The sequence below is a fragment of the Lacibacter sp. genome (assembly GCF_057361365.1).
In genome coordinates, this window is record NZ_JBMQSG010000010.1 from 89,925 (window position 1) to 108,575 (window position 18,651).

At 39.8% G+C, this 18,651-nt stretch carries 15 protein-coding genes and 1 riboswitch; of the genes, 14 read left to right on the forward strand and 1 reads right to left on the reverse strand.

Annotation, left to right across the window (positions count from 1 at the left end):
• Positions 1-6 precede the first annotated feature (6 nt).
• From ACO1QW_RS08875 to ACO1QW_RS08895, 5 genes are all read left to right on the forward strand, one after another.
• The gene (locus tag ACO1QW_RS08875) at positions 7-1,269 is read left to right on the forward strand and encodes a replication-associated recombination protein A (protein ID WP_486257668.1); all 1,263 of its coding nucleotides are present in this window, start codon (positions 7-9) and stop codon (positions 1,267-1,269) included.
• Positions 1,270-1,281: 12 nt separating this feature from the next.
• Positions 1,282-2,634, forward strand: a complete 1,353-nt coding sequence (locus ACO1QW_RS08880) for a M28 family metallopeptidase (protein ID WP_486257670.1) — start codon at positions 1,282-1,284, stop codon at positions 2,632-2,634.
• Positions 2,631-3,092 carry a GNAT family N-acetyltransferase gene (locus ACO1QW_RS08885; RefSeq protein ID WP_486257672.1) on the forward strand — a complete coding sequence of 154 codons (462 nt, stop codon included), beginning with the start codon at positions 2,631-2,633 and terminating at the stop codon, positions 3,090-3,092. The genes ACO1QW_RS08880 and ACO1QW_RS08885 overlap by 4 nt, the downstream gene beginning before the upstream one ends.
• 156 nt (positions 3,093-3,248) lie before the next feature.
• Positions 3,249-4,241 carry a hypothetical protein gene (locus ACO1QW_RS08890; protein ID WP_486257673.1) on the forward strand — a complete coding sequence of 331 codons (993 nt, stop codon included), beginning with the start codon at positions 3,249-3,251 and terminating at the stop codon, positions 4,239-4,241.
• 40 nt (positions 4,242-4,281) lie between these two features.
• Complete coding sequence (locus tag ACO1QW_RS08895; RefSeq protein ID WP_486257675.1) at positions 4,282-4,416, forward strand: hypothetical protein; 135 nt, start codon at positions 4,282-4,284, stop codon at positions 4,414-4,416.
• 473 nt (positions 4,417-4,889) lie between these two features.
• Here the strand turns inward: ACO1QW_RS08895 and uvrA are convergent, their stop codons facing one another.
• Positions 4,890-7,730, reverse strand: coding sequence for an excinuclease ABC subunit UvrA (gene uvrA / locus ACO1QW_RS08900; protein WP_486257678.1), 2,841 nt, complete (start codon positions 7,728-7,730; stop codon positions 4,890-4,892).
• A gap of 281 nt (positions 7,731-8,011) precedes the next feature.
• Between uvrA and ACO1QW_RS08905 the strand changes: the two genes are divergently transcribed.
• The 9 genes from ACO1QW_RS08905 (at position 8,012) to ACO1QW_RS08945 (ending at position 18,579) form a co-directional block, all read left to right on the forward strand.
• Positions 8,012-8,470, forward strand: coding sequence for a hypothetical protein (locus tag ACO1QW_RS08905; protein WP_486257680.1), 459 nt, complete (start codon positions 8,012-8,014; stop codon positions 8,468-8,470).
• A gap of 89 nt (positions 8,471-8,559) precedes the next feature.
• A riboswitch (SAM riboswitch) is annotated at positions 8,560-8,671 on the forward strand.
• Positions 8,672-9,095: 424 nt separating this feature from the next.
• Complete coding sequence (locus ACO1QW_RS08910; RefSeq protein WP_486257682.1) at positions 9,096-10,421, forward strand: O-acetylhomoserine aminocarboxypropyltransferase/cysteine synthase family protein; 1,326 nt, start codon at positions 9,096-9,098, stop codon at positions 10,419-10,421.
• Between the two features lie 152 nt (positions 10,422-10,573).
• Positions 10,574-11,626: a homoserine O-acetyltransferase family protein gene (locus tag ACO1QW_RS08915; protein ID WP_486257684.1), complete on the forward strand. Its 1,053-nt coding sequence runs from the start codon at positions 10,574-10,576 to the stop codon at positions 11,624-11,626.
• A 1-nt stretch (position 11,627) separates the two neighbouring features.
• Positions 11,628-12,890: a homoserine dehydrogenase gene (locus ACO1QW_RS08920; RefSeq protein ID WP_486257685.1), complete on the forward strand. Its 1,263-nt coding sequence runs from the start codon at positions 11,628-11,630 to the stop codon at positions 12,888-12,890.
• Positions 12,891-12,892: 2 nt separating this feature from the next.
• Complete coding sequence (locus ACO1QW_RS08925; RefSeq protein WP_486257687.1) at positions 12,893-13,627, forward strand: phosphoadenylyl-sulfate reductase; 735 nt, start codon at positions 12,893-12,895, stop codon at positions 13,625-13,627.
• A gap of 104 nt (positions 13,628-13,731) precedes the next feature.
• Positions 13,732-14,640, forward strand: coding sequence for a sulfate adenylyltransferase subunit CysD (gene cysD, locus ACO1QW_RS08930; protein ID WP_486257689.1), 909 nt, complete (start codon positions 13,732-13,734; stop codon positions 14,638-14,640).
• Positions 14,641-14,732: 92 nt separating this feature from the next.
• Positions 14,733-15,974 carry a sulfate adenylyltransferase subunit 1 gene (locus ACO1QW_RS08935; RefSeq protein ID WP_486257691.1) on the forward strand — a complete coding sequence of 414 codons (1,242 nt, stop codon included), beginning with the start codon at positions 14,733-14,735 and terminating at the stop codon, positions 15,972-15,974.
• A gap of 68 nt (positions 15,975-16,042) precedes the next feature.
• Complete coding sequence (gene cobA / locus ACO1QW_RS08940; protein WP_486257693.1) at positions 16,043-16,852, forward strand: uroporphyrinogen-III C-methyltransferase; 810 nt, start codon at positions 16,043-16,045, stop codon at positions 16,850-16,852.
• A gap of 8 nt (positions 16,853-16,860) precedes the next feature.
• Complete coding sequence (locus tag ACO1QW_RS08945; protein WP_486257694.1) at positions 16,861-18,579, forward strand: diflavin oxidoreductase; 1,719 nt, start codon at positions 16,861-16,863, stop codon at positions 18,577-18,579.
• The last annotated feature ends 72 nt before the right edge of the window (positions 18,580-18,651 follow it).

Sequence of the window (18,651 nt, forward strand, 5' to 3'; positions counted from 1 at the left end):
GCCTGCATGCAGGCACCATTAGCAGAACGTTTACGGCCTCAGCAATTAAATGATCTTGTGGGTCAGCAGCACCTTACAGGACAAGGCGGTATTCTGCAAAAAGCAATTGCCAGTGGCAACATTCCAAGTATGATTTTATGGGGGCCACCGGGTGTCGGTAAAACAACCATCGCAAATGTTATTGCTCATAATGTAGATGCTAAATATTACCAGTTAAGTGCAATCAGCAGCGGCGTAAAAGATGTTCGTGAGGTTATTGAACAAGCAAAACATGAAACAAAAGCCATTTTATTTATTGATGAGATTCATCGTTTCAACAAAGGCCAGCAAGATGCATTGCTTGGAGCAGTTGAGAAAGGAATCATCACATTGATTGGTGCCACAACCGAAAATCCATCTTTTGAAGTGAATAGTGCCTTGCTTAGTCGTTGCCAGGTATTTGTGTTAAAGGCATTGGATGAGAACGACCTTGTTCAGTTATTGCAAAAAGCAATTAGCGATGATGTGGTATTGAAAGAAAAAAATATCGAATTAAAAGAAACAGACGCACTCATTCGGTTAAGTGGTGGCGATGCCAGAAAGTTGTTGAATTTATTGGAATTGGTGTCCGACGATTCACAAATACAAGAGCAGTTAATAATTACCGATGAATTAGTGTTACAAACTGTTCAGCAGAAAATGGCGTTGTACGATAAAAGTGGGGAACAGCATTATGATATTATTTCAGCTTTTATTAAATCCATTCGTGGCAGCGATCCTAATGCAGCTGTTTATTGGTTGGCAAGAATGATTGAGGGGGGAGAAGATGTAAAATTCATTGCACGTCGTTTACTCATTCTTGCAAGTGAAGATATTGGGAATGCAAATCCCAATGCATTGTTATTGGCGAATGCAACTTTTGATGCAGTGAATAAGATTGGTTACCCTGAATCGCAACTTATCTTATCACAATGTGTCATCTATCTTGCTTCGAGTACAAAAAGTAATACTGCAACTGTTGCCATTGGAAGTGCAATGGCTGCTGTTAAACAATTTGGCGATTTATCTGTTCCTCTGCATATCCGTAATGCGCCAACAAAACTCATGAAGAATATGGATTATGGAAAAGGTTATGAGTATTCACACAGTTATGAAAATAATTTCTCTTTGCAGGAATATTTACCGGAGAAGATCATTGGAACAAAATTTTATGAACCCGGTAAAAATATAAGAGAAGAGGAGTTAAGAAGATTTTTAAAACAACTATGGAAAGAAAAATATAATTATTAACCAATGCATGGAATGAAGAATTTTATTTTATTGTTTGCTGTCACATTAATGACGACCTCTGCTTTTTCTCAAACCACTATTCATCGTGATCCTGAAATTGAAAAAATGGTGAAAGAAATTTCACCCGATTCATTAAAGGCGCATATTCTCAAAATGGTGAGTTTTGGAACAAGGCATACAATGAGTACTGTCACCGATCAAAAGAAGGGCATTGGGGCAGCACGTGAATGGGTGGTTGCAAAATTTAAAGAATTCGCCAAACAATCAAACGGAAGGATGACTGCTTTTGTTGATACAACAACTTTGCAACCCGATGGAAGACGCATCAACAAACCGGTGAATCTCGGCCATGCAATGGCAATCTTAAAAGGCACCAATCCTTCTGATCAACGAATTTTTGTTATCAGCGGTCATTTGGATAGCCGTGTTACAGACGTTATGAACGCCACGAGCGAAGCCCCCGGTGCCAATGACGATGCAAGTGGTGTTGCAGCAGTAATTGAATGTGCCCGCATCATGAGTAAGTATGAATTTTCTGCTACCATCATATTTGTGGCGGTAAGTGGAGAGGAGCAAGGCTTGCTGGGTGCAAATTTCCTGGCAGGAAAGGCGAAAGATCAGAACTGGTTCATTGAAGCAGTGTTGAACAATGATATCATGGGTTCAAACAACAGCAATGAAACCAATATCATCAACAATACAAAAGTGCGTGTGTTCAGTGAAGGGTTACCTGCTTATGAATTAGATAAAGCTGCTGCTAACATACGCAACCTTGGTTTAGAGAATGATGGTAAATCGAGGCAGTTGGCTCGTTACGTAAAAGAGATCGGGGAGCGTTATGTTGATAATCTTGAAGTGGTGATGGTGTATCGCAACGATCGCTTCTTGCGTGGAGGTGACCACACCCCGTTTATTCAAAAAGGATTCGCTGCCGTTCGTATAACTGAGATGAACGAAAATTTCAATCATCAGCACCAGGATATACGTACGGACAATGGAATTCAGTATGGCGATTTGCCCGAGTTTATGGATTTTGTTTATTTGGCTAAGAACACGGGAATCAATCTTGCGTCATTGGCGAATCTTGCGAAAGCCCCATCAACACCATTAGAAGTTAAAATCGAAACAAGAAGTTTGACCAACTATTCCCTTCTTAACTGGAAGCAACCTGCAGTTGGAAATGTAAAAGGATATTATGTATTGTTGCGTGAAACAACAAGTTCAGTTTGGCAGAAGAAAATTTTCACTAGAGAAACCAACGTAAAATTGCCTTATTCAAAGGATAATTATTTTTTCGCTGTACAATCGGTAAATGAAAACGGGAATGAAAGTTTACCTGTTGTACCAATACCTGGAAGAGAATGAAATTGAATTGGAATGTAAAAAAATTTGATGCGTTAACACCATACGAGTTATACAATATCATGTGGCTGCGTAATGAAGTATTTGTAGTGGAACAGAACTGCGTTTACCAGGATGCTGATTATAAAGATCAGAAGGGTTGGCATTTAATGGGGGCAGATGAAGAAGGAAAGTTGATGGCTTATGTGCGGCTATTACCACCCGGAGTATCTTATAAAGAACCGTCTATTGGCAGAGTGGTTACAAACCCTGCTGTACGGGGAACAGGAGCTGGAAGAGAATTAATGAATGTTGCAATTACACAATGTGAAGAGCTTTTTGGGAAACTTGATATCAAGATCGGTGCACAATATTACTTACTGAAATTTTATACTTCACTTGGATTTGAGCAAACTAGTGACATTTATCTTGAAGATGAAATTGAACACATAGAAATGATTCGGAATTGTGAAAAGTTATAGGTAATTTTACTTAACACCAGAAGTAAAACTGCTTAAAAGCCTATGTCAGTAAGGGTTTTCACCGAGTTAGTGAAAGAAAAAGTTTTGAAGTTCAAAATTTGTTTTCTAATATTGCCTTGTTGTATCCAATACACGAAGAACCAAATATCCAATTCTATGAAACAACGTACACAGCGCATCATTCTGTACGCTTTACTGCTTATTAGCTTTTGCAACCAAACGGTGCAAGCACAAATTGGATTATCCTCCGCAAATTCCCGTTTTGAAATTGGTTTAGATTTTGGCCCGATGAGTTTCCTTGGTGACCTTGGTGGTAACCGTGGAAGAGGAGGTTATGGTCCAAAGGACAATAATATTCCTGTTACAAATGCTATCATCGGTATTTCTGCTTCTTACTATCCAGCAGAATGGATTGGTTTTCGTGTTGCCGGCAACTATGGTAAAATGGAAGGCGATGATCGTTTGGTAAAACAAAAACAACCTGCCGATACATGGGAAGGTTCAAGAAAATACCGCAACCTAACATTCCGTTCTCCTTTATACGAAGCTTACGCAGCACTTGAAATATATCCAACAGCATTTATCAGTTTAAAGAACGGATCGGGGTTACCACGTTTCCGTCCATATGGTATTGTTGGTTTTGGTGTATTTAAATTTAATCCTCAAGGTTTATATAAAGATCCTGCAGGCAATGAATCATGGATCAATTTGAAACCACTTCGCTTAGAAGGACAAGGCATGGCAGAGACAAGTATTCCCGAGTATAGTTTAGTAAACTATGCTATACCAATGGGCGTGGGTCTTAAATATGATATTACAGAAAGAGTAACATTTGCAGTTGAATTAATACATCGCAAAACTGGTAGTGATTATATTGATGATGTGAGTAATAAGTTTATTGATCCTGCATTGTTCGATAAATACTTGACGCCAAGCCAGGCAACGTATGCTAAATACCTGGCAAATCCGAGTTCATTTTATCCCGGCTTTCCAGGATATACGCCGTACCGGGCTGGCAAAAAGAGAGGAAATCCATTAAAGAATGATTCTTATTTCTCCAGTACATTCAGACTAACCTGGAAAATCGGTGATGTTTACGCCGATTGGTTCAGGAATAAGAACTCAATGAAGTGCCCGCAGTATTTTTAGCGAATTAATTTTATCCATACCCATACCCAAATCCCTTTAAATGAAAACTGAAATCCCCAAATCAAAAGCACGAGCGCTTTCTAACAATCCTGAATTAGCCATCTGGTTACTTCGTATTGGATTAGTTACACTCTATGTTGTGCTCTACATCTTTAAGAAAAAACTTTATTTATAACTTCTTAAGCAAAGTATGCAATAAACGTTAGTCCGTACCCTTCTCATAATGTTCCAATCCTGTGAAAATCCGAATGAGAACCAGCGACCGATATTTATTTCACCATGCTTTGCTTATTTCCTTTAACTCATATACTATCTATATGTAAACTCTTTGAGCGAAGTATGCAATAAACGTTAATCCGTACCCCTTTTCTCAACTTTTTTTAATCTTGAGAAAAATGAAAAAGAGAACCACGATCGATATTTATTTTACCATGCTTCGTTCATTTTTTCCCAGTGTAAACCAAGACAATTCCTAATGATCTGGCAAAGTATGCAATAAACGTTCGTCTGCAACCTTTCTAAAGTTTCCAATCCTGTGAAAATCTAAAGAGAGAACCTGAGACTGATATTTATTTCACCATGCTTTGCTTTGTTTCTCTTGGTCCGTACTCTATCCTGTTGCCCCCCATTGGTTCGGGGGGCTTTTTTTTATCCCTGCAATTCAGCTTTTAAAAACTTTGCAGTGTGGCTTTCTTTACACTTCAATAATTCTTCCGGTGTGCCTTCAAACAAAATTTGCCCGCCACCATCGCCACCTTCAGGTCCAAGATCAATAATATGATCCGCAACTTTTATTACATCCATATTGTGTTCAATCACCAATACAGTATTGCCCCTGTCAGTTAATTTGTTCAATACATTTAGTAAGTGTTGAATGTCCTGGAAGTGTAAACCTGTTGTTGGTTCATCGAGAATATAAAATGTTTTACCTGTATCTTTTTTAGCAAGCTCCGTTGATAATTTTACACGTTGCGCCTCACCACCACTTAAGGTAACCGCACTTTGCCCAAGTGTGATATAACCAAGCCCAACATCTTCTAACACTTTTATTTTTCGATAGAGATAAGGCACAGCCTGAAAAAAATCAACTGCTTCTTCCACTGTCATATCCAATACATCGGCGATTGATTTTCCTTTGTAACGTATCTCCAGCGTTTCCCTGTTGTAACGTTTGCCATTACATTTTTCGCAATGCACATACACGTCGGGCAGGAAATTCATTTCAATAACACGCATCCCACCGCCTTCACAAACATCACACCTGCCCGTTTTTACATTGAATGAAAACCGACCTGCATTATAGCCCCTTATCTTCGCTTCAGGTACTGCAGCAAATAATGTTCTGATCTCAGTAAAGAATCCGCAATAGGTAGCCGGGTTACTTCTTGGCGTGCGACCAATAGGCGACTGATCAATTTCAATCACCTTATCAATATGCTCTAATCCTTTAATGCTTTTATACGGCATTGGATTGGCTTTTGAATCGTAACAATATTTGCTGAGAATTGGATATAACGTTTCGTTGATGAGTGTGCTCTTTCCGCTTCCGCTGACACCTGTAACAACAATTAACTTTCCCAACGGAAATTTTGCACTTACATTATTAAGGTTGTTTCCACTTGCTCCTTTTAATTCAATTAATTTACTATTTCCTTTTCTACGCTCGGCAGGAACGGCAATGTTTTTAATTCCATTGAGATAGCTGGCTGTATCACTGTTTGATTCAAGTACATCTTTTGGAGAACCTGCTGATACAATTGTTCCTCCATGTTTACCTGCTTGCGGTCCCACATCAATCAAATGATCAGCAGCAAGCATAATATCTTTATCATGCTCAACTACTAGTACACTATTACCCACATCACGCAGATTTTTTAATGCTTCTATCAAACGATGATTGTCACGTTGGTGCAAACCAATGCTGGGCTCATCTAAAATATAAGTGATACCTTGAAGTTGTGAACCGATTTGCGTTGCTAAACGTATACGCTGACTTTCACCACCACTTAAAGTTCTGCTGGAACGATTGAGTGTTAAATACGTTAAACCAACATTCAATAAAAACTGTAAACGCTCCCTGATCTCTTTTAATACATCTTTTGCAATGGCGGCTTGTTTATTACTGATGCGTAGTTCCAATCCATCAAACCAGGCAGCAAGATTATCAAGGTTCAATTCACTTAATTCAGAAATATTACGCTCTTCAATTTTAAACCAAAGACTTTCTTTTTTCAATCTTGCCCCGTTACAAGTGCCACAGGTTTGCAACGTCATGAACTGTGTTACCCAGTCACGCAATGCTTCCGTACTTTGTGCCGATACAAACCAACGCTTTAACATAGGAATGATACCTTCATAGCTGCCGGTGTACTCATGTGGCACCGTTTCATCACTTGCGTCTACTTCTAATGCAGAATTAATATTTTTATCACCAAACAATAAAAGATCGAGTTGTTCTTTCGGCAGATTTTTTACCGATACATCCAGTTTAATCTTATATTTTTTTGCAAAGGCAATCACTTGTTGAAATACACTTGCATCTCTTTCCTCACCCAATGGTGCAATACCACCTTCTTTCACAGTTTTCGTTTGATCAGGAAGCACCAACTCCATATCAATAGTGTACACATTTCCTAAACCCTTGCATGTTGGGCATGCGCCATATGGCGAGTTGAATGAAAAAGCATTAGGCGATGGTTCTTCATAACTCAATCCCGTGTCCTCACACATCAATTGTTTTGAATAAGATACAACGCCATTCTTTTCTGTTTCGATCAACATCAGATCTTTCCCGATCTTTAATGTTTGTTGCACACTTTGGCTGATGCGCACACGAAAATCATCACTCACTTTTAACCGGTCAACAACAACTTCAATGTCGTGTATTTTATAACGATCAACCTGCATCTTTGGAATGATATCTTGTATCTCTCCATCCACACGCACTTTTACAAATCCTTTTTTGCGAATGTCTTCAAACAGTTCACGGTAATGCCCTTTCCGTCCTCTCACTAATGGAGCAAGAAGTGAAATTTTTTGCCCATCAAAACGGGTGAAAATATTTTCAACAATTTCTTCTTCGCTCCACTTCACCATTTTTTTACCTGTGTTGTATGAGTAAGCTTCACTTGCTCTTGCATACAGCAAACGCAAAAAATCGTATACTTCGGTGATGGTACCTACTGTTGAGCGTGGATTTTTGTTCGTTGTTTTTTGTTCAATAGAAATAACGGGAGAGAGGCCGGTGATCTTATCTACATCGGGCCGTTCCATATCGCCCACAAATTGCCTGGCATATGCACCAAAGGTTTCCATATACCGTCTCTGACCTTCAGCATAAATAGTGTCAAACGCTAAAGATGATTTTCCACTTCCACTTATACCGGTAATCACCACCAATTTATTTTTTGGAATGCTTACATCAATATTCTTAAGGTTATGCACCCGGGCACCGGATACCTCAATTTGATCATTACTTGAATCGCTCATAATTTTTCTCCTGCTGCCTTTTAAAGCCAGACAGCGAATTTACCGTGAAATACTTTACTAAAGTTATTAGGTTTTTTAAAATTGTGAATAATGGTTTTCAGCAGGTTAGGAACCTGGTAAAGGACTGGCCCGAAATTAGATATGTTAGGTATAGCGGCGAGGCGCCATATTAAATAATTATGATGTGGAAAACTCCGCCAGTAATAGATTTTGATTTGGCCTGCTTCATGCTACCTTATAGTTGAATTAGAACGGCCTATTAAACGCAAAAACTTACAATCATGGGTATACCAGTTTACAATGATGTTCCGATGATTCTGAAAGATGGTCAGAAAGAACATCGCTTCACCTTAAAATTAAGTCCCGCTACGGAAAGTTTCCGAATTGAAAGCGGGGTAATAAAGCGGAGTATTTTTATTGGAAAACGAATGTTTAATCGATTGTTCCAATTTGTACGGAATGAGTATGGTTACACGCTTGGTAAAATTCAGTACGATGATGAGCAAATGAAACAAGGATCAGCCGTTACTGAAGAGCATGACCAGTTTCGCTTTACCATTAACGAACAGGATAATATTGAAGTAATGCTCGAGAATGAAGCTGTTCCGGAGAAAAAAGTATCGGCTTCCATTCCATTACATTATTCAAATGAAACTGAGAAAAAGGCTCAACTGCATGCGCTCATTCCTTCGGTGCTTGCTGCATTGATCCTCACAAGAGAAATACATCCTGCATTATAACAACTGTTAGTCAAAGAAATTTTGCAGTTTGCTGTTTTTGCTGCTAAATTTGCAGCAGTTCTTTTAACAGCAGTAGTAAAATACTGCTTCGCTTATCAAGAAAGGCAGAGGGTAATGGCCCAATGAAGCCTTGGCAACCTCTCTCAATTTTTACAATTGAAAGAAAGGTGCCAATTCCATCCTGAAAAGGGTAGATAAGTCAGATTTAAAGCTTAAAACAGTTAATTTAAATAACGAAGCTCATCTGATATTATCGGATGAGCTTTTTTGTTTTTGAACAAGTTTGTTCGAACAAATGCTCACCGGTGAAATGTTTCTTGGCAAGGTTAAAAGAGATGAAAGCTAAACAGAAAGCAGATGAAACAAACAACCGTTATTGGAAGCATTGACAAAACTTTTGCAAATGAGCATTTGCAAAAATCAATAAAGCCCACTATTTTTGTCGGGTATTCATACTACATGATCAACAACAACAATACAAACTTCTCTTTAACTGCAGCTATGCAGTGTTGTTGTATTTGTTGTATGCCGTAAGGCATACATATCTTTTCCGACCCTGCCTGTCAGGGAGGTAACACACACTTCTTCATTTTTTACTTCATTCCTCAATCATTAAATGTTTTTTATGAGCACACCATTACGTTTCGAAACACTACAGTTACATGCCGGCCAGCAAATCGATCCTACAACAAAATCACGTGCAGTACCGATTTATCAAACCACTTCTTACGGTTTTGATAACAGCGAACATGCTGCCGATCTTTTTGGCTTAAGAGCATTTGGAAATATTTATACTCGTATTATGAACCCTACAACTGATGTGTTTGAGCAACGCATTGCTGCTCTTGAAGGGGGCGTTGCAGCGTTGGCAGTTGGTAGCGGACAAGCATCTCAATTTCTTGCACTCAATAATATTTTACAGGCAGGCGATAATTTCGTTACCACTACTTACTTATATGGTGGCACTTATAACCAGTTTAAAGTGGCGTTCAAACGTTTAGGTATTGAAGCTCGCTTTGCTGATGGTGATGATGCAGAAAGTTTTGTTAAGCATATTGATAAGAACACGAAAGCCATTTATCTCGAAACAATTGGTAACCCACGTTTAAACATTCCTGACTTTAAAAAGTTTGCTGACCTGGCAAAGGAATATGATCTGCCATTGATCGTTGATAATACATTTGGTGCGGGTGGTTATTTGTTCCGCCCCATTGAGCATGGTGCAAACATTGTGGTTGAGAGCGCTACTAAATGGATCGGTGGACATGGTACAACAATCGGGGGTGTAATTGTTGATGGCGGAAACTACAACTGGGGTAACGGCAAATTCCCTCAGTTCACTGAACCGAGTGAAGGTTATCATGGCTTAAAATTCTGGGATGTGTTTGGCGAAGGCAATCCACTTGGATTACCAAACATTGCATTCATCATTCGTGCAAGAGTAGAGGGTTTGCGTGATTTCGGCTCTGCGCAAAGTCCGTTCAATTCATTCTTATTGTTGCAAGGTTTGGAAACATTGTCGCTTAGAGTACAACGCCATGTTGATAATGCACAGAAATTAGCAGAATGGCTGGAACAACATCCTTCAGTTGAATATGTATTGTATCCAGGTTTGAAAAGTAATCCATATTATGAATTGGCGAAAAAATATCTCACCAATGGCTATGGTGGTGTATTGCAAGTGGCCATTAAAGGTGGAAAAGAAAATGCTGCAAAATTTATCAATTCTTTGAAGCTGATCAGTCATTTGGCAAATGTGGGCGATGCAAAAACATTGGCTATTCATCCTGCAAGTACAACACACGAACAATTAGGTGAAGCAGAGCAGATCGCAGCAGGTGTTGCTCCAAACCTTGTTCGTTTAAGCGTGGGTATTGAACACATCGATGATATTAAAGCAGATTTGGAACAGGCTTTTCAAAAAGTATTTGAAAAAGAATTGGTAGGATAAATTTTGGTGACCAACGCAGGTGCTATCATGCGTCTGCGTTGTGTCACTCACTTATACGCTTTGTTCTTTTTTCAGCTGACTGAAATACAGAACGATGCAGTGAGTGACACAACAACAGCTGATCCAATATTCAAAAAGATGATAAAATAAAAATGTCGACACAAATTTTTACATACAATAAACCATTCAGACTTGAGTCAGGAGCATTGCTCAATCAATATCATTTGGCCTATACAACATTGGGTCAATTGAATGAAGCAAAGGACAATACAGTTTGGATTTTTCATGCGTTAACTGCTAACAGCGATCCTTCCGAGTGGTGGAGTGGCTTAGTAGGCGAAGGCAAGTTGTTTGATCCTGCAAAATATTTTATTGTATGCGTAAACATGCCGGGCAGTGCATATGGAAGTATTGGCCCTTTGGATATTGATCCGTTAACAAATGCACCCTACTACCATGACTTTCCGTGGTTTACTACAAGGGACATGATCCGTGCTTATGATCCTCTTCGCAAGTTTTTAGGCATCGAAAAAATATACATTGGCATAGGTGGCAGCATGGGCGGGCAGCAGTTGTTGGAGTGGGCTATTGAAGAACCACAATTGTTCGAGCACATTATTCCTATTGCAACCAATGCATATCATTCAGCATGGGGCATTGCATTCAATGCGTCACAACGTTTGGCCATTGAAGCTGATTCAACCTGGAAAAATAAAGCAGAAGATGCTGGCACTGATGGATTGAAAGCTGCAAGAAGTATTGCTCTTTTATCGTATCGTCATTATGATGCTTACGGCATAAGCCAGATTGAAGAAAGCAATGATGTATTGGAATCATTTAAAAGTGAATCATACCAGCGTTACCAGGGCGATAAATTAGTAAGGCGCTATAATGCGTTCAGTTATTATTTCCTCAGCAAAGGAATGGACTCGCACAACGTGGGCCGTAGCCGCATTTCCATTGAAGGAGCGTTAAAAGAAATTACTGCAAGAACATTGGTGATCGGCATCAGTAATGATGTGTTATTTCCCGTAAGTGAGCAGCAGTTCCTTGCGAATACGATCAGCGGAGCAAGCTTTAAAAGCATTGAATCGTTTTATGGTCATGATGGATTCTTGCTGGAGTACGACCAAATCAATAAAGCCATCAATCATTTTTTGCAACAAACACAGAAATCAGATTTTAAAAAACAATTAATCAATTAATATGTCGTCGGATAAACAATTAGTAATCGGTCTTTTTGGCTTTGGCGTTGTAGGCGAAGGGTTATACAAAGTGTTACATCAAACCGAATCGTTGAATGCGAAAATTAAAAAAGTTTGTATTAAAAATCCCAATAAGAAGCGTAATGCTCCTGATGAATTATTTACAACAGACAGAGATGTGTTGCTGAATGATCCTGAGATCAATGTAATTGTGGAAGTGATCAACGAAAGCGAACCGGCTTTCTACATTGTATCAACTGCTTTAAAAAATGGGAAAGAAGTAGTAAGTGCCAGCAAAAAAATGATCGCTGAACATTTGCCTGAGTTGTTGAAACTGCAAACTGAAACAGGACTTTCTTTCCTCTACGAAGCATCTGCTTGTGCGTCGATCCCGGTTATCCGCAACCTGGAAGAGTATTATGATAACGATTTGCTGCATGGCATACGTGGAATTGTAAACGGAAGCACCAACTATATTCTGACGAAGATGTTTGAAGAGAAGCTCGATTTCAAACAGGCGTTGTTACAGGCGCAACAATTAGGTTTTGCAGAAGCTGATCCAACATTGGATGTGGATGGTTGGGATGCGGCACATAAATGGGTAATCCTGTTATTGCACGCATATGGTGTTGTGTCGAAAGTAGACGATATACTCTTCACCGGTATCCAAAATATTCAGGGTTCTGATGCAACTGTTGGCAGAGAGAAAAATTTAGAAATACGTTTAGTGGGCCAGGCAAAGAAATTGCAGAATGGAAAAGTGGCTGCGTTTTTATTGCCACAATTTGTAAAGCAGGATGACCATCTCAGTTTTGTAAAGAACGAATACAACGGTGCCGTTGTGGAAAGTTCGTTTGCTGATAAGCAATTCTTCTACGGTAAAGGTGCAGGTTCGTTCCCGACCGCTTCTGCTGTATTGAGCGATATCTCTGCGTTGCGATACGATTATAAGTATGAGTACAAAAAACTCTACTATCATCAACCAAACGAACTCACTAATGATTACTACCTGAAAGTGTATCTCAGCTTCGATGATTGGAATTATATTCCTAAAGATAAATTTGAATGGATCGAAGAATGGCATGCAGAAAGCGATCGTAAATATCTAGTGGGCGTATTACATGCTAATGAACTGAAACAAAATAATTGGTGGCGTGAGAATGGCACTTCGCTAATTCTTTCTCCTGAACCAATCATTGAAGATGTGGAAGTACGTAAACTGAAGAAGAAAAGTCTCGAACTTGCAGGTTTAAATTTTAATTGATCATGAGTTTACCACAACAAATAATAGTACTGGAAAGTCTGCTGCAGGATAAAAGTCCTGGAGAGGCTCTTCGTTTGCTCAGCGATAAATTTAAAGGCAGCATTGTTTTTTCAACCAGCTTTGGATTGGAAGATCAGGCCATCAGTCATTTGATCTTTAAGGAACAATTGCCCATTGATGTGTTTACGCTTGATACTGGTCGTATGTTCACTGAAACATACAGCACCTGGCGTTCAACATTGGAAGCATATAATCAGCCCATTCACGCATATTATCCAAATGCCGAAAAGTTGCAATCTTTTGTAACCGAAAAAGGTCCGAATTCTTTTTATGAATCAACCGATAACCGAAAAGAATGTTGCGGCATCCGTAAAGTGGAACCATTAAAACGTGCATTAAAGGGCAAACAGATTTGGATTACGGGTTTAAGGGCCGAGCAAAGTCCTGATCGTCAGTCAACTTCTCAACTCGAATGGGACGAAGGTAACCAAGTCATCAAATATCACCCCATCCTGCATTGGACTTGGGATGAACTGAACCTGTTCATCCGAGAAAACCATGTTCCATACAATTCTTTGCATGATAAAGGTTTTGTAAGTATTGGTTGCGCTCCCTGTACAAGAGCCATCCGCCCCGGCGAAGATTTCCGTGCCGGCCGCTGGTGGTGGGAGGATAAAAGCAACAAAGAATGTGGGCTGCACGTACATACAGATGTAAGCAAAACGTCAAATTCCTGAACAGCGCAAATGTTTGCGTAATTATAAACAAATGTTAGGCACTTTGAGCCGTATATTTGCCCACAACTATAACCCTACTCAGCGAGTAGGATAATAAGCAGATCATGAGTCAATATCGTTTAGATTATTTAGAGCAATTGGAAGCGGAAAGTATCCAGATTTTCCGTGAGGTGGCGGCACAGTTTGAAAAACCAGCCCTTTTATTCAGTGGTGGAAAAGATTCCATCGTAATGGTTCACCTTGCCAGAAAAGCTTTCGCTCCAGGTAAAATTCCTTTCCCGTTAGTACATATCGATACGGGACATAATTTCCCCGAAGCATTGGAGTTTCGTGATTGGTTAGCAAATCAAGTCGGTGCTACGCTTGTTGTGCGTAAGGTAGAAGATACCATTAAGCAACGCAGCTTAACCGAGCCAAAAGGAAAATTCCCCAGCCGTAACTGGTTACAAACTTATACGTTACTCGATACCATTGAAGAGTTTGCTTTTGATGCATGTATCGGCGGCGCTCGTCGTGATGAAGAAAAAGCACGTGCAAAAGAGCGCATCTTCTCAGTGCGTGATGAATTTGGTCAATGGAATCCAAAATTGCAACGCCCTGAATTGTGGAATATTTATAACGGCCGTATTCACAAAGGTGAGAATGTACGTGTGTTCCCGATCAGTAACTGGACAGAATTAGATATCTGGAATTATATCCGCAGTGAAAAAATTGATCTGCCTTCTATTTATTTCGCACACGACCGTGAAGTGATTGAACATGAAGGGCAGTTGGTAGCAATGAGTGAGCATGTACAAACAACTGCTGAAGATAAGATCATCACCAAACGTGTGCGTTACCGTACTGTTGGTGATATGACGTGTACTGCAGCTGTTGAATCAACTGCATCCAACTTAGATGAAGTAATTGAAGAGATCATTGCAACACGCATCAGCGAACGTGGTGAAACACGTATCGATGATAAGGTTACCGAAGCTGCAATGGAAGACAGGAAGAAGAATGGATATTTCTAGAAAGCAAGTGGTGAGTAGTAAGTGGCAAGTATCTATTCACAATTCACCATTGACTATTCACAAATTTTTGATTTAAACTTTTTTAAGATAACATGGACTTATTACGTTTTATAACCGCAGGTAGTGTAGATGATGGCAAAAGCACATTGATCGGTCGTTTGTTATACGACAGCAAAAACATTCTCATCGATCAACTGGAAGCCTTGGAAAAATCAACCAAGAACCGCACAGATGGTTCTGTGGATCTGGCGTTGTTAACTGATGGTCTGCGTGCAGAAAGAGAACAAGGGATCACCATTGATGTTGCCTATCGTTATTTCACAACACCAAAGCGTAAGTTCATTATTGCTGATGCTCCGGGACATGTGCAGTACACAAGAAACATGATCACTGGTGCAAGTAATGCCAACCTCATTATCATTTTGGTTGATGCAAGACAAGGTGTAGTTGAACAAACACGTCGTCACTCCATCATTGCGTCGTTGCTCAAGATCAAACACGTTGTGGTAGCGATCAACAAAATGGACTTGGTTGAATATTCGCAGGATGTGTATAACAACATCGTAATTGATTATGCAGACGTAGCAAATCAATTAGGGCTGAAAGATGTCACTTATATTCCAATCAGTGCATTGAACGGTGATAACATCGTTGATAAATCAGAAATTATAACCTGGTACGATGGCAAACCATTGCTTGAATTTCTTGAAGCAGTTGAAATTGATAACGACATCAACTTAACTGATCCTCGTTTCCAGGTGCAGTTGGTTATTCGTCCGCAAACAGAAGACCTGCACGATTACCGTGGCTATGCCGGACAGGTAACAAGTGGTATTTATAAAGTGGGCGATAAGGTAACTGTCTTGCCCGCAGGCATTGAAACAACTATCAGCACATTGGAAGTTGGTGGCAAGTCGGTTGATGAAGTATTTGCACCGCAGAGTGTAACCATTCAATTGGCAGATGATATCGATATCAGCCGTGGCGATTCAATTGTAAAATCAGATAATCAACCGCAGGTAAGCAATGAGCTTGAAGTGATCCTTTGCTGGATGGATGATAAGCCATTGATCCCCGGAAACAAATATTACCTGCAACATGGCAGCCGTTTAGTTCGCTCGGTTGTAAAGCAGGTAGAATATAAACTGGATGTAAATAGTTTACAGCAACAACCTGTTGAAGGCAATGTGAAATTGAATGAAGTAGTAAAAGCAGTTATCAAAACGGCTTCACCGGTTGTGTTTGATTCTTATGGTAGAATTAGTGAAAACGGAAATGCTGTCTTGATCGATGAAACAAGCAACAGCACTGTGGCGGCAGTTTTAATACAATAAAAACCGAAAGGTTTTTTTATGACCAAAAACCCTACTCACAGAGTAGAATAATAAAACGAAGAAACGACATGTCAAACCAACTTCATACAGCAAACGGCAAAGTGATCATTGCAGGAGCGGGGCCCGGTGATGCAGATCTCATTACTGTGAAACTGCAGCAACGTCTTGCAGAGGCAGATGTAATTATTGTTGATCGACTGGTAAATCCGGAGATCATTGATTTGTATGCACGTCCTGATGCATTGGTATTGATGACAGGTAAGCAAGGTTATCATGATGGATCTGTTGCGCAGGAAGATATTAATAAGCTGTTGGTTGGTCATGCAAAGAATGGTAAAACAGTTTTGCGTTTGAAAGGCGGAGATGTAGCTTTCTTCAGCAATGTGCTGGATGAGTTACAAAGTCTACAGGAAGCGGAAATTCCGTTTGAAATTATTCCTGGCATTACGGCTGCATCAGGTGCATCGGCTTATGCAGGTATTCCGTTAACAGCAAGAGGTTATGCCAAAGCTGTACAGTTCATCACATTTAATCCTTGCAGTTTTTACAGCCGTGAGCAATGGAAAACATGGGCGGCTTCAAATGATACATTGGTGTTTTATATGGCGGCACGTAACCTGGAAGGTTTAACAGAGTTGTTGTTGCGTCATTCTAAAAAACCAAACACTCCGCTTGCTGTGATTGAGCAGGCTACAACAAAATTTCAACAGGTCCATATAACAACAGTTAGCGATTGCGCCATCGATTTTGCTGATAAGAAGTTCAGTTCACCTTCACTGGTCATCATTGGTGATGTAGTAAAACTGCATGAACAATTCAATTGGTACAAGGCCAGCAAAGCAGGTTCTGTTTTTCACGAATTAGTGACTGTTAAATAAAGCATTTTATGATTGGCGATTTACGATTAAAGAAATTACACGAGTTTTTCGAAGACTATTCCAAAGAAGAATTGATTTGGGTGAATGGTTATTTGTCGGGGCTTGTAAGCAATGGAAAGGTGAATGGGAATGCTGATACAAATGGCCAGGATCATAAAGCAGTGTCAACAAAAAAGATCACACTCGCTTTTGGCACTGAAACAGGCAATTCAAAAAAACTTGCTACACAATTAGCTGCAGCTGGTAAAAAACATGGCGTGATCGTAAAGCTTACTGATCTTAGCCAATACCGTGTTGCTGATCTTCCAAAAGAAGAATTCTTTTTTGTAGTGATCAGTACACAGGGTGAAGGTGAACCACCGATCCCCGCCAAAAAGTTTTATGATTATATTCATGAAAATGAACTGTCTCTTCCAAATTTAAAATTCAGTGTGCTGGCATTGGGCGATACTTCTTACCCGATGTTTTGCAAAACGGGTGAAGATGTTGATGCACGCTTCAAAGCATTTGGTGCAAAAGAAGTAGTGCCTATTCAGAAATGCGATGTGGATTATGAAGAAGATGCACAAGCCTGGTTTAATAAAGTTTTACAGACAGTAGAAAATCAAACTGCAGTTGCTACGGTTGTTGCTGAACCTGCAGCTGCTGTTAAAAAACCAACAGGAAAAAAACATTACCACGGTACTATTCTTACGAATATAAATTTAAACGATCGTGGTTCAAGAAAAGCAACCTATCATATTGAAATAGGAACGGATGAACCGATTGCTTATGAACCCGGCGATACAATTGGAATTGTTCCTAACAACAGAAACGATGTTGTAGAGCGCATACTATCGCTTACTGGTATTGCTGCTGATAAAGTGATTGTAACTGCAAAATCGGAAGGAACAGTAAAAGAGTTGCTGTTGCATAATCTGAATATCTGTTACCTGTTGACTTCAACCATAAAAAAATACGCAACACTTACTCAACAGGAAATTCCTGATACAAGAATGGATCTTGTGGATCTGTTGCGTATCTATCCTGTGAAGGATGCAATCCAGTTTGAAGATGTAGTGAAAATATTAATGCCGATTGCGCCACGTTTGTATTCGGTGTCTTCTTCACCAGCAGCGCATGGTGAAAATGAAATTCATATTACTGTAGCAAAGAATGCATTTTTATCGCAGGATGAACAACGTTGGGGTTTGTGCAGTGAGTTTCTTGGTGATTTACCTGTAGGTTCGCCAATTACATTCTATGTGCACAAGGATAAAAATTTCAAATTACCCGCTGCTGATAAAGATGTGATCATGATCGGCCCCGGCACAGGTGTGGCACCTTTCCGTTCATTCTTAGCAGAAAGAGATGCAACCGGAGCAAACGGAAGAAACTGGTTCTTCTTTGGCGAGCAACATTTCACAACTGACTTTCTGTATCAAACAGAAATGCAGAATTATGTGGAGACAGGTGTGTTGACGAATATTAGTCTTGCTTTTTCAAGAGATCAGCAGGAGAAAGTATATGTGCAGCATCGAATCAAAGAAAAAGCCGCTGAGTTTTTTCAATGGATCGATGGTGGAGCATCTGTTTACATCAGCGGTACGAAAGATCCGATGAGTAAAGATGTGGAGCATACGTTGTTGCAGGTAATTGAAGAGCATGGAAAGAAAACAAGCGAAGAAGCGCATCAATACCTGGAGCAATTGAAGAAAGAAGGCAGGTATGAAAAGGATGTTTATTAAGAAGTCCTGAGCGCAGTCGAAGGACGGCATAGTCAATCGAGCGATAGTCGAGATTGACGTGGAATAAAACAA

Coding starts and splice junctions, on each gene's coding strand:
- uvrA (WP_486257678.1), bottom strand. CDS start 7,730: ATGAGCGATTCAAGTAATGATCAAATTGAGGTATCCGGTGCCCGGGTG.
- ACO1QW_RS08920 (WP_486257685.1), top strand. CDS start 11,628: ATGTCGTCGGATAAACAATTAGTAATCGGTCTTTTTGGCTTTGGCGTT.
- ACO1QW_RS08885 (WP_486257672.1), top strand. CDS start 2,631: ATGAAATTGAATTGGAATGTAAAAAAATTTGATGCGTTAACACCATAC.
- ACO1QW_RS08880 (WP_486257670.1), top strand. CDS start 1,282: ATGAAGAATTTTATTTTATTGTTTGCTGTCACATTAATGACGACCTCT.
- ACO1QW_RS08895 (WP_486257675.1), top strand. CDS start 4,282: ATGAAAACTGAAATCCCCAAATCAAAAGCACGAGCGCTTTCTAACAAT.
- cysD (WP_486257689.1), top strand. CDS start 13,732: ATGAGTCAATATCGTTTAGATTATTTAGAGCAATTGGAAGCGGAAAGT.
- ACO1QW_RS08915 (WP_486257684.1), top strand. CDS start 10,574: ATGTCGACACAAATTTTTACATACAATAAACCATTCAGACTTGAGTCA.
- ACO1QW_RS08875 (WP_486257668.1), top strand. CDS start 7: ATGCAGGCACCATTAGCAGAACGTTTACGGCCTCAGCAATTAAATGAT.
- ACO1QW_RS08910 (WP_486257682.1), top strand. CDS start 9,096: ATGAGCACACCATTACGTTTCGAAACACTACAGTTACATGCCGGCCAG.
- ACO1QW_RS08905 (WP_486257680.1), top strand. CDS start 8,012: ATGGGTATACCAGTTTACAATGATGTTCCGATGATTCTGAAAGATGGT.
- cobA (WP_486257693.1), top strand. CDS start 16,043: ATGTCAAACCAACTTCATACAGCAAACGGCAAAGTGATCATTGCAGGA.
- ACO1QW_RS08925 (WP_486257687.1), top strand. CDS start 12,893: ATGAGTTTACCACAACAAATAATAGTACTGGAAAGTCTGCTGCAGGAT.
- ACO1QW_RS08935 (WP_486257691.1), top strand. CDS start 14,733: ATGGACTTATTACGTTTTATAACCGCAGGTAGTGTAGATGATGGCAAA.
- ACO1QW_RS08890 (WP_486257673.1), top strand. CDS start 3,249: ATGAAACAACGTACACAGCGCATCATTCTGTACGCTTTACTGCTTATT.
- ACO1QW_RS08945 (WP_486257694.1), top strand. CDS start 16,861: ATGATTGGCGATTTACGATTAAAGAAATTACACGAGTTTTTCGAAGAC.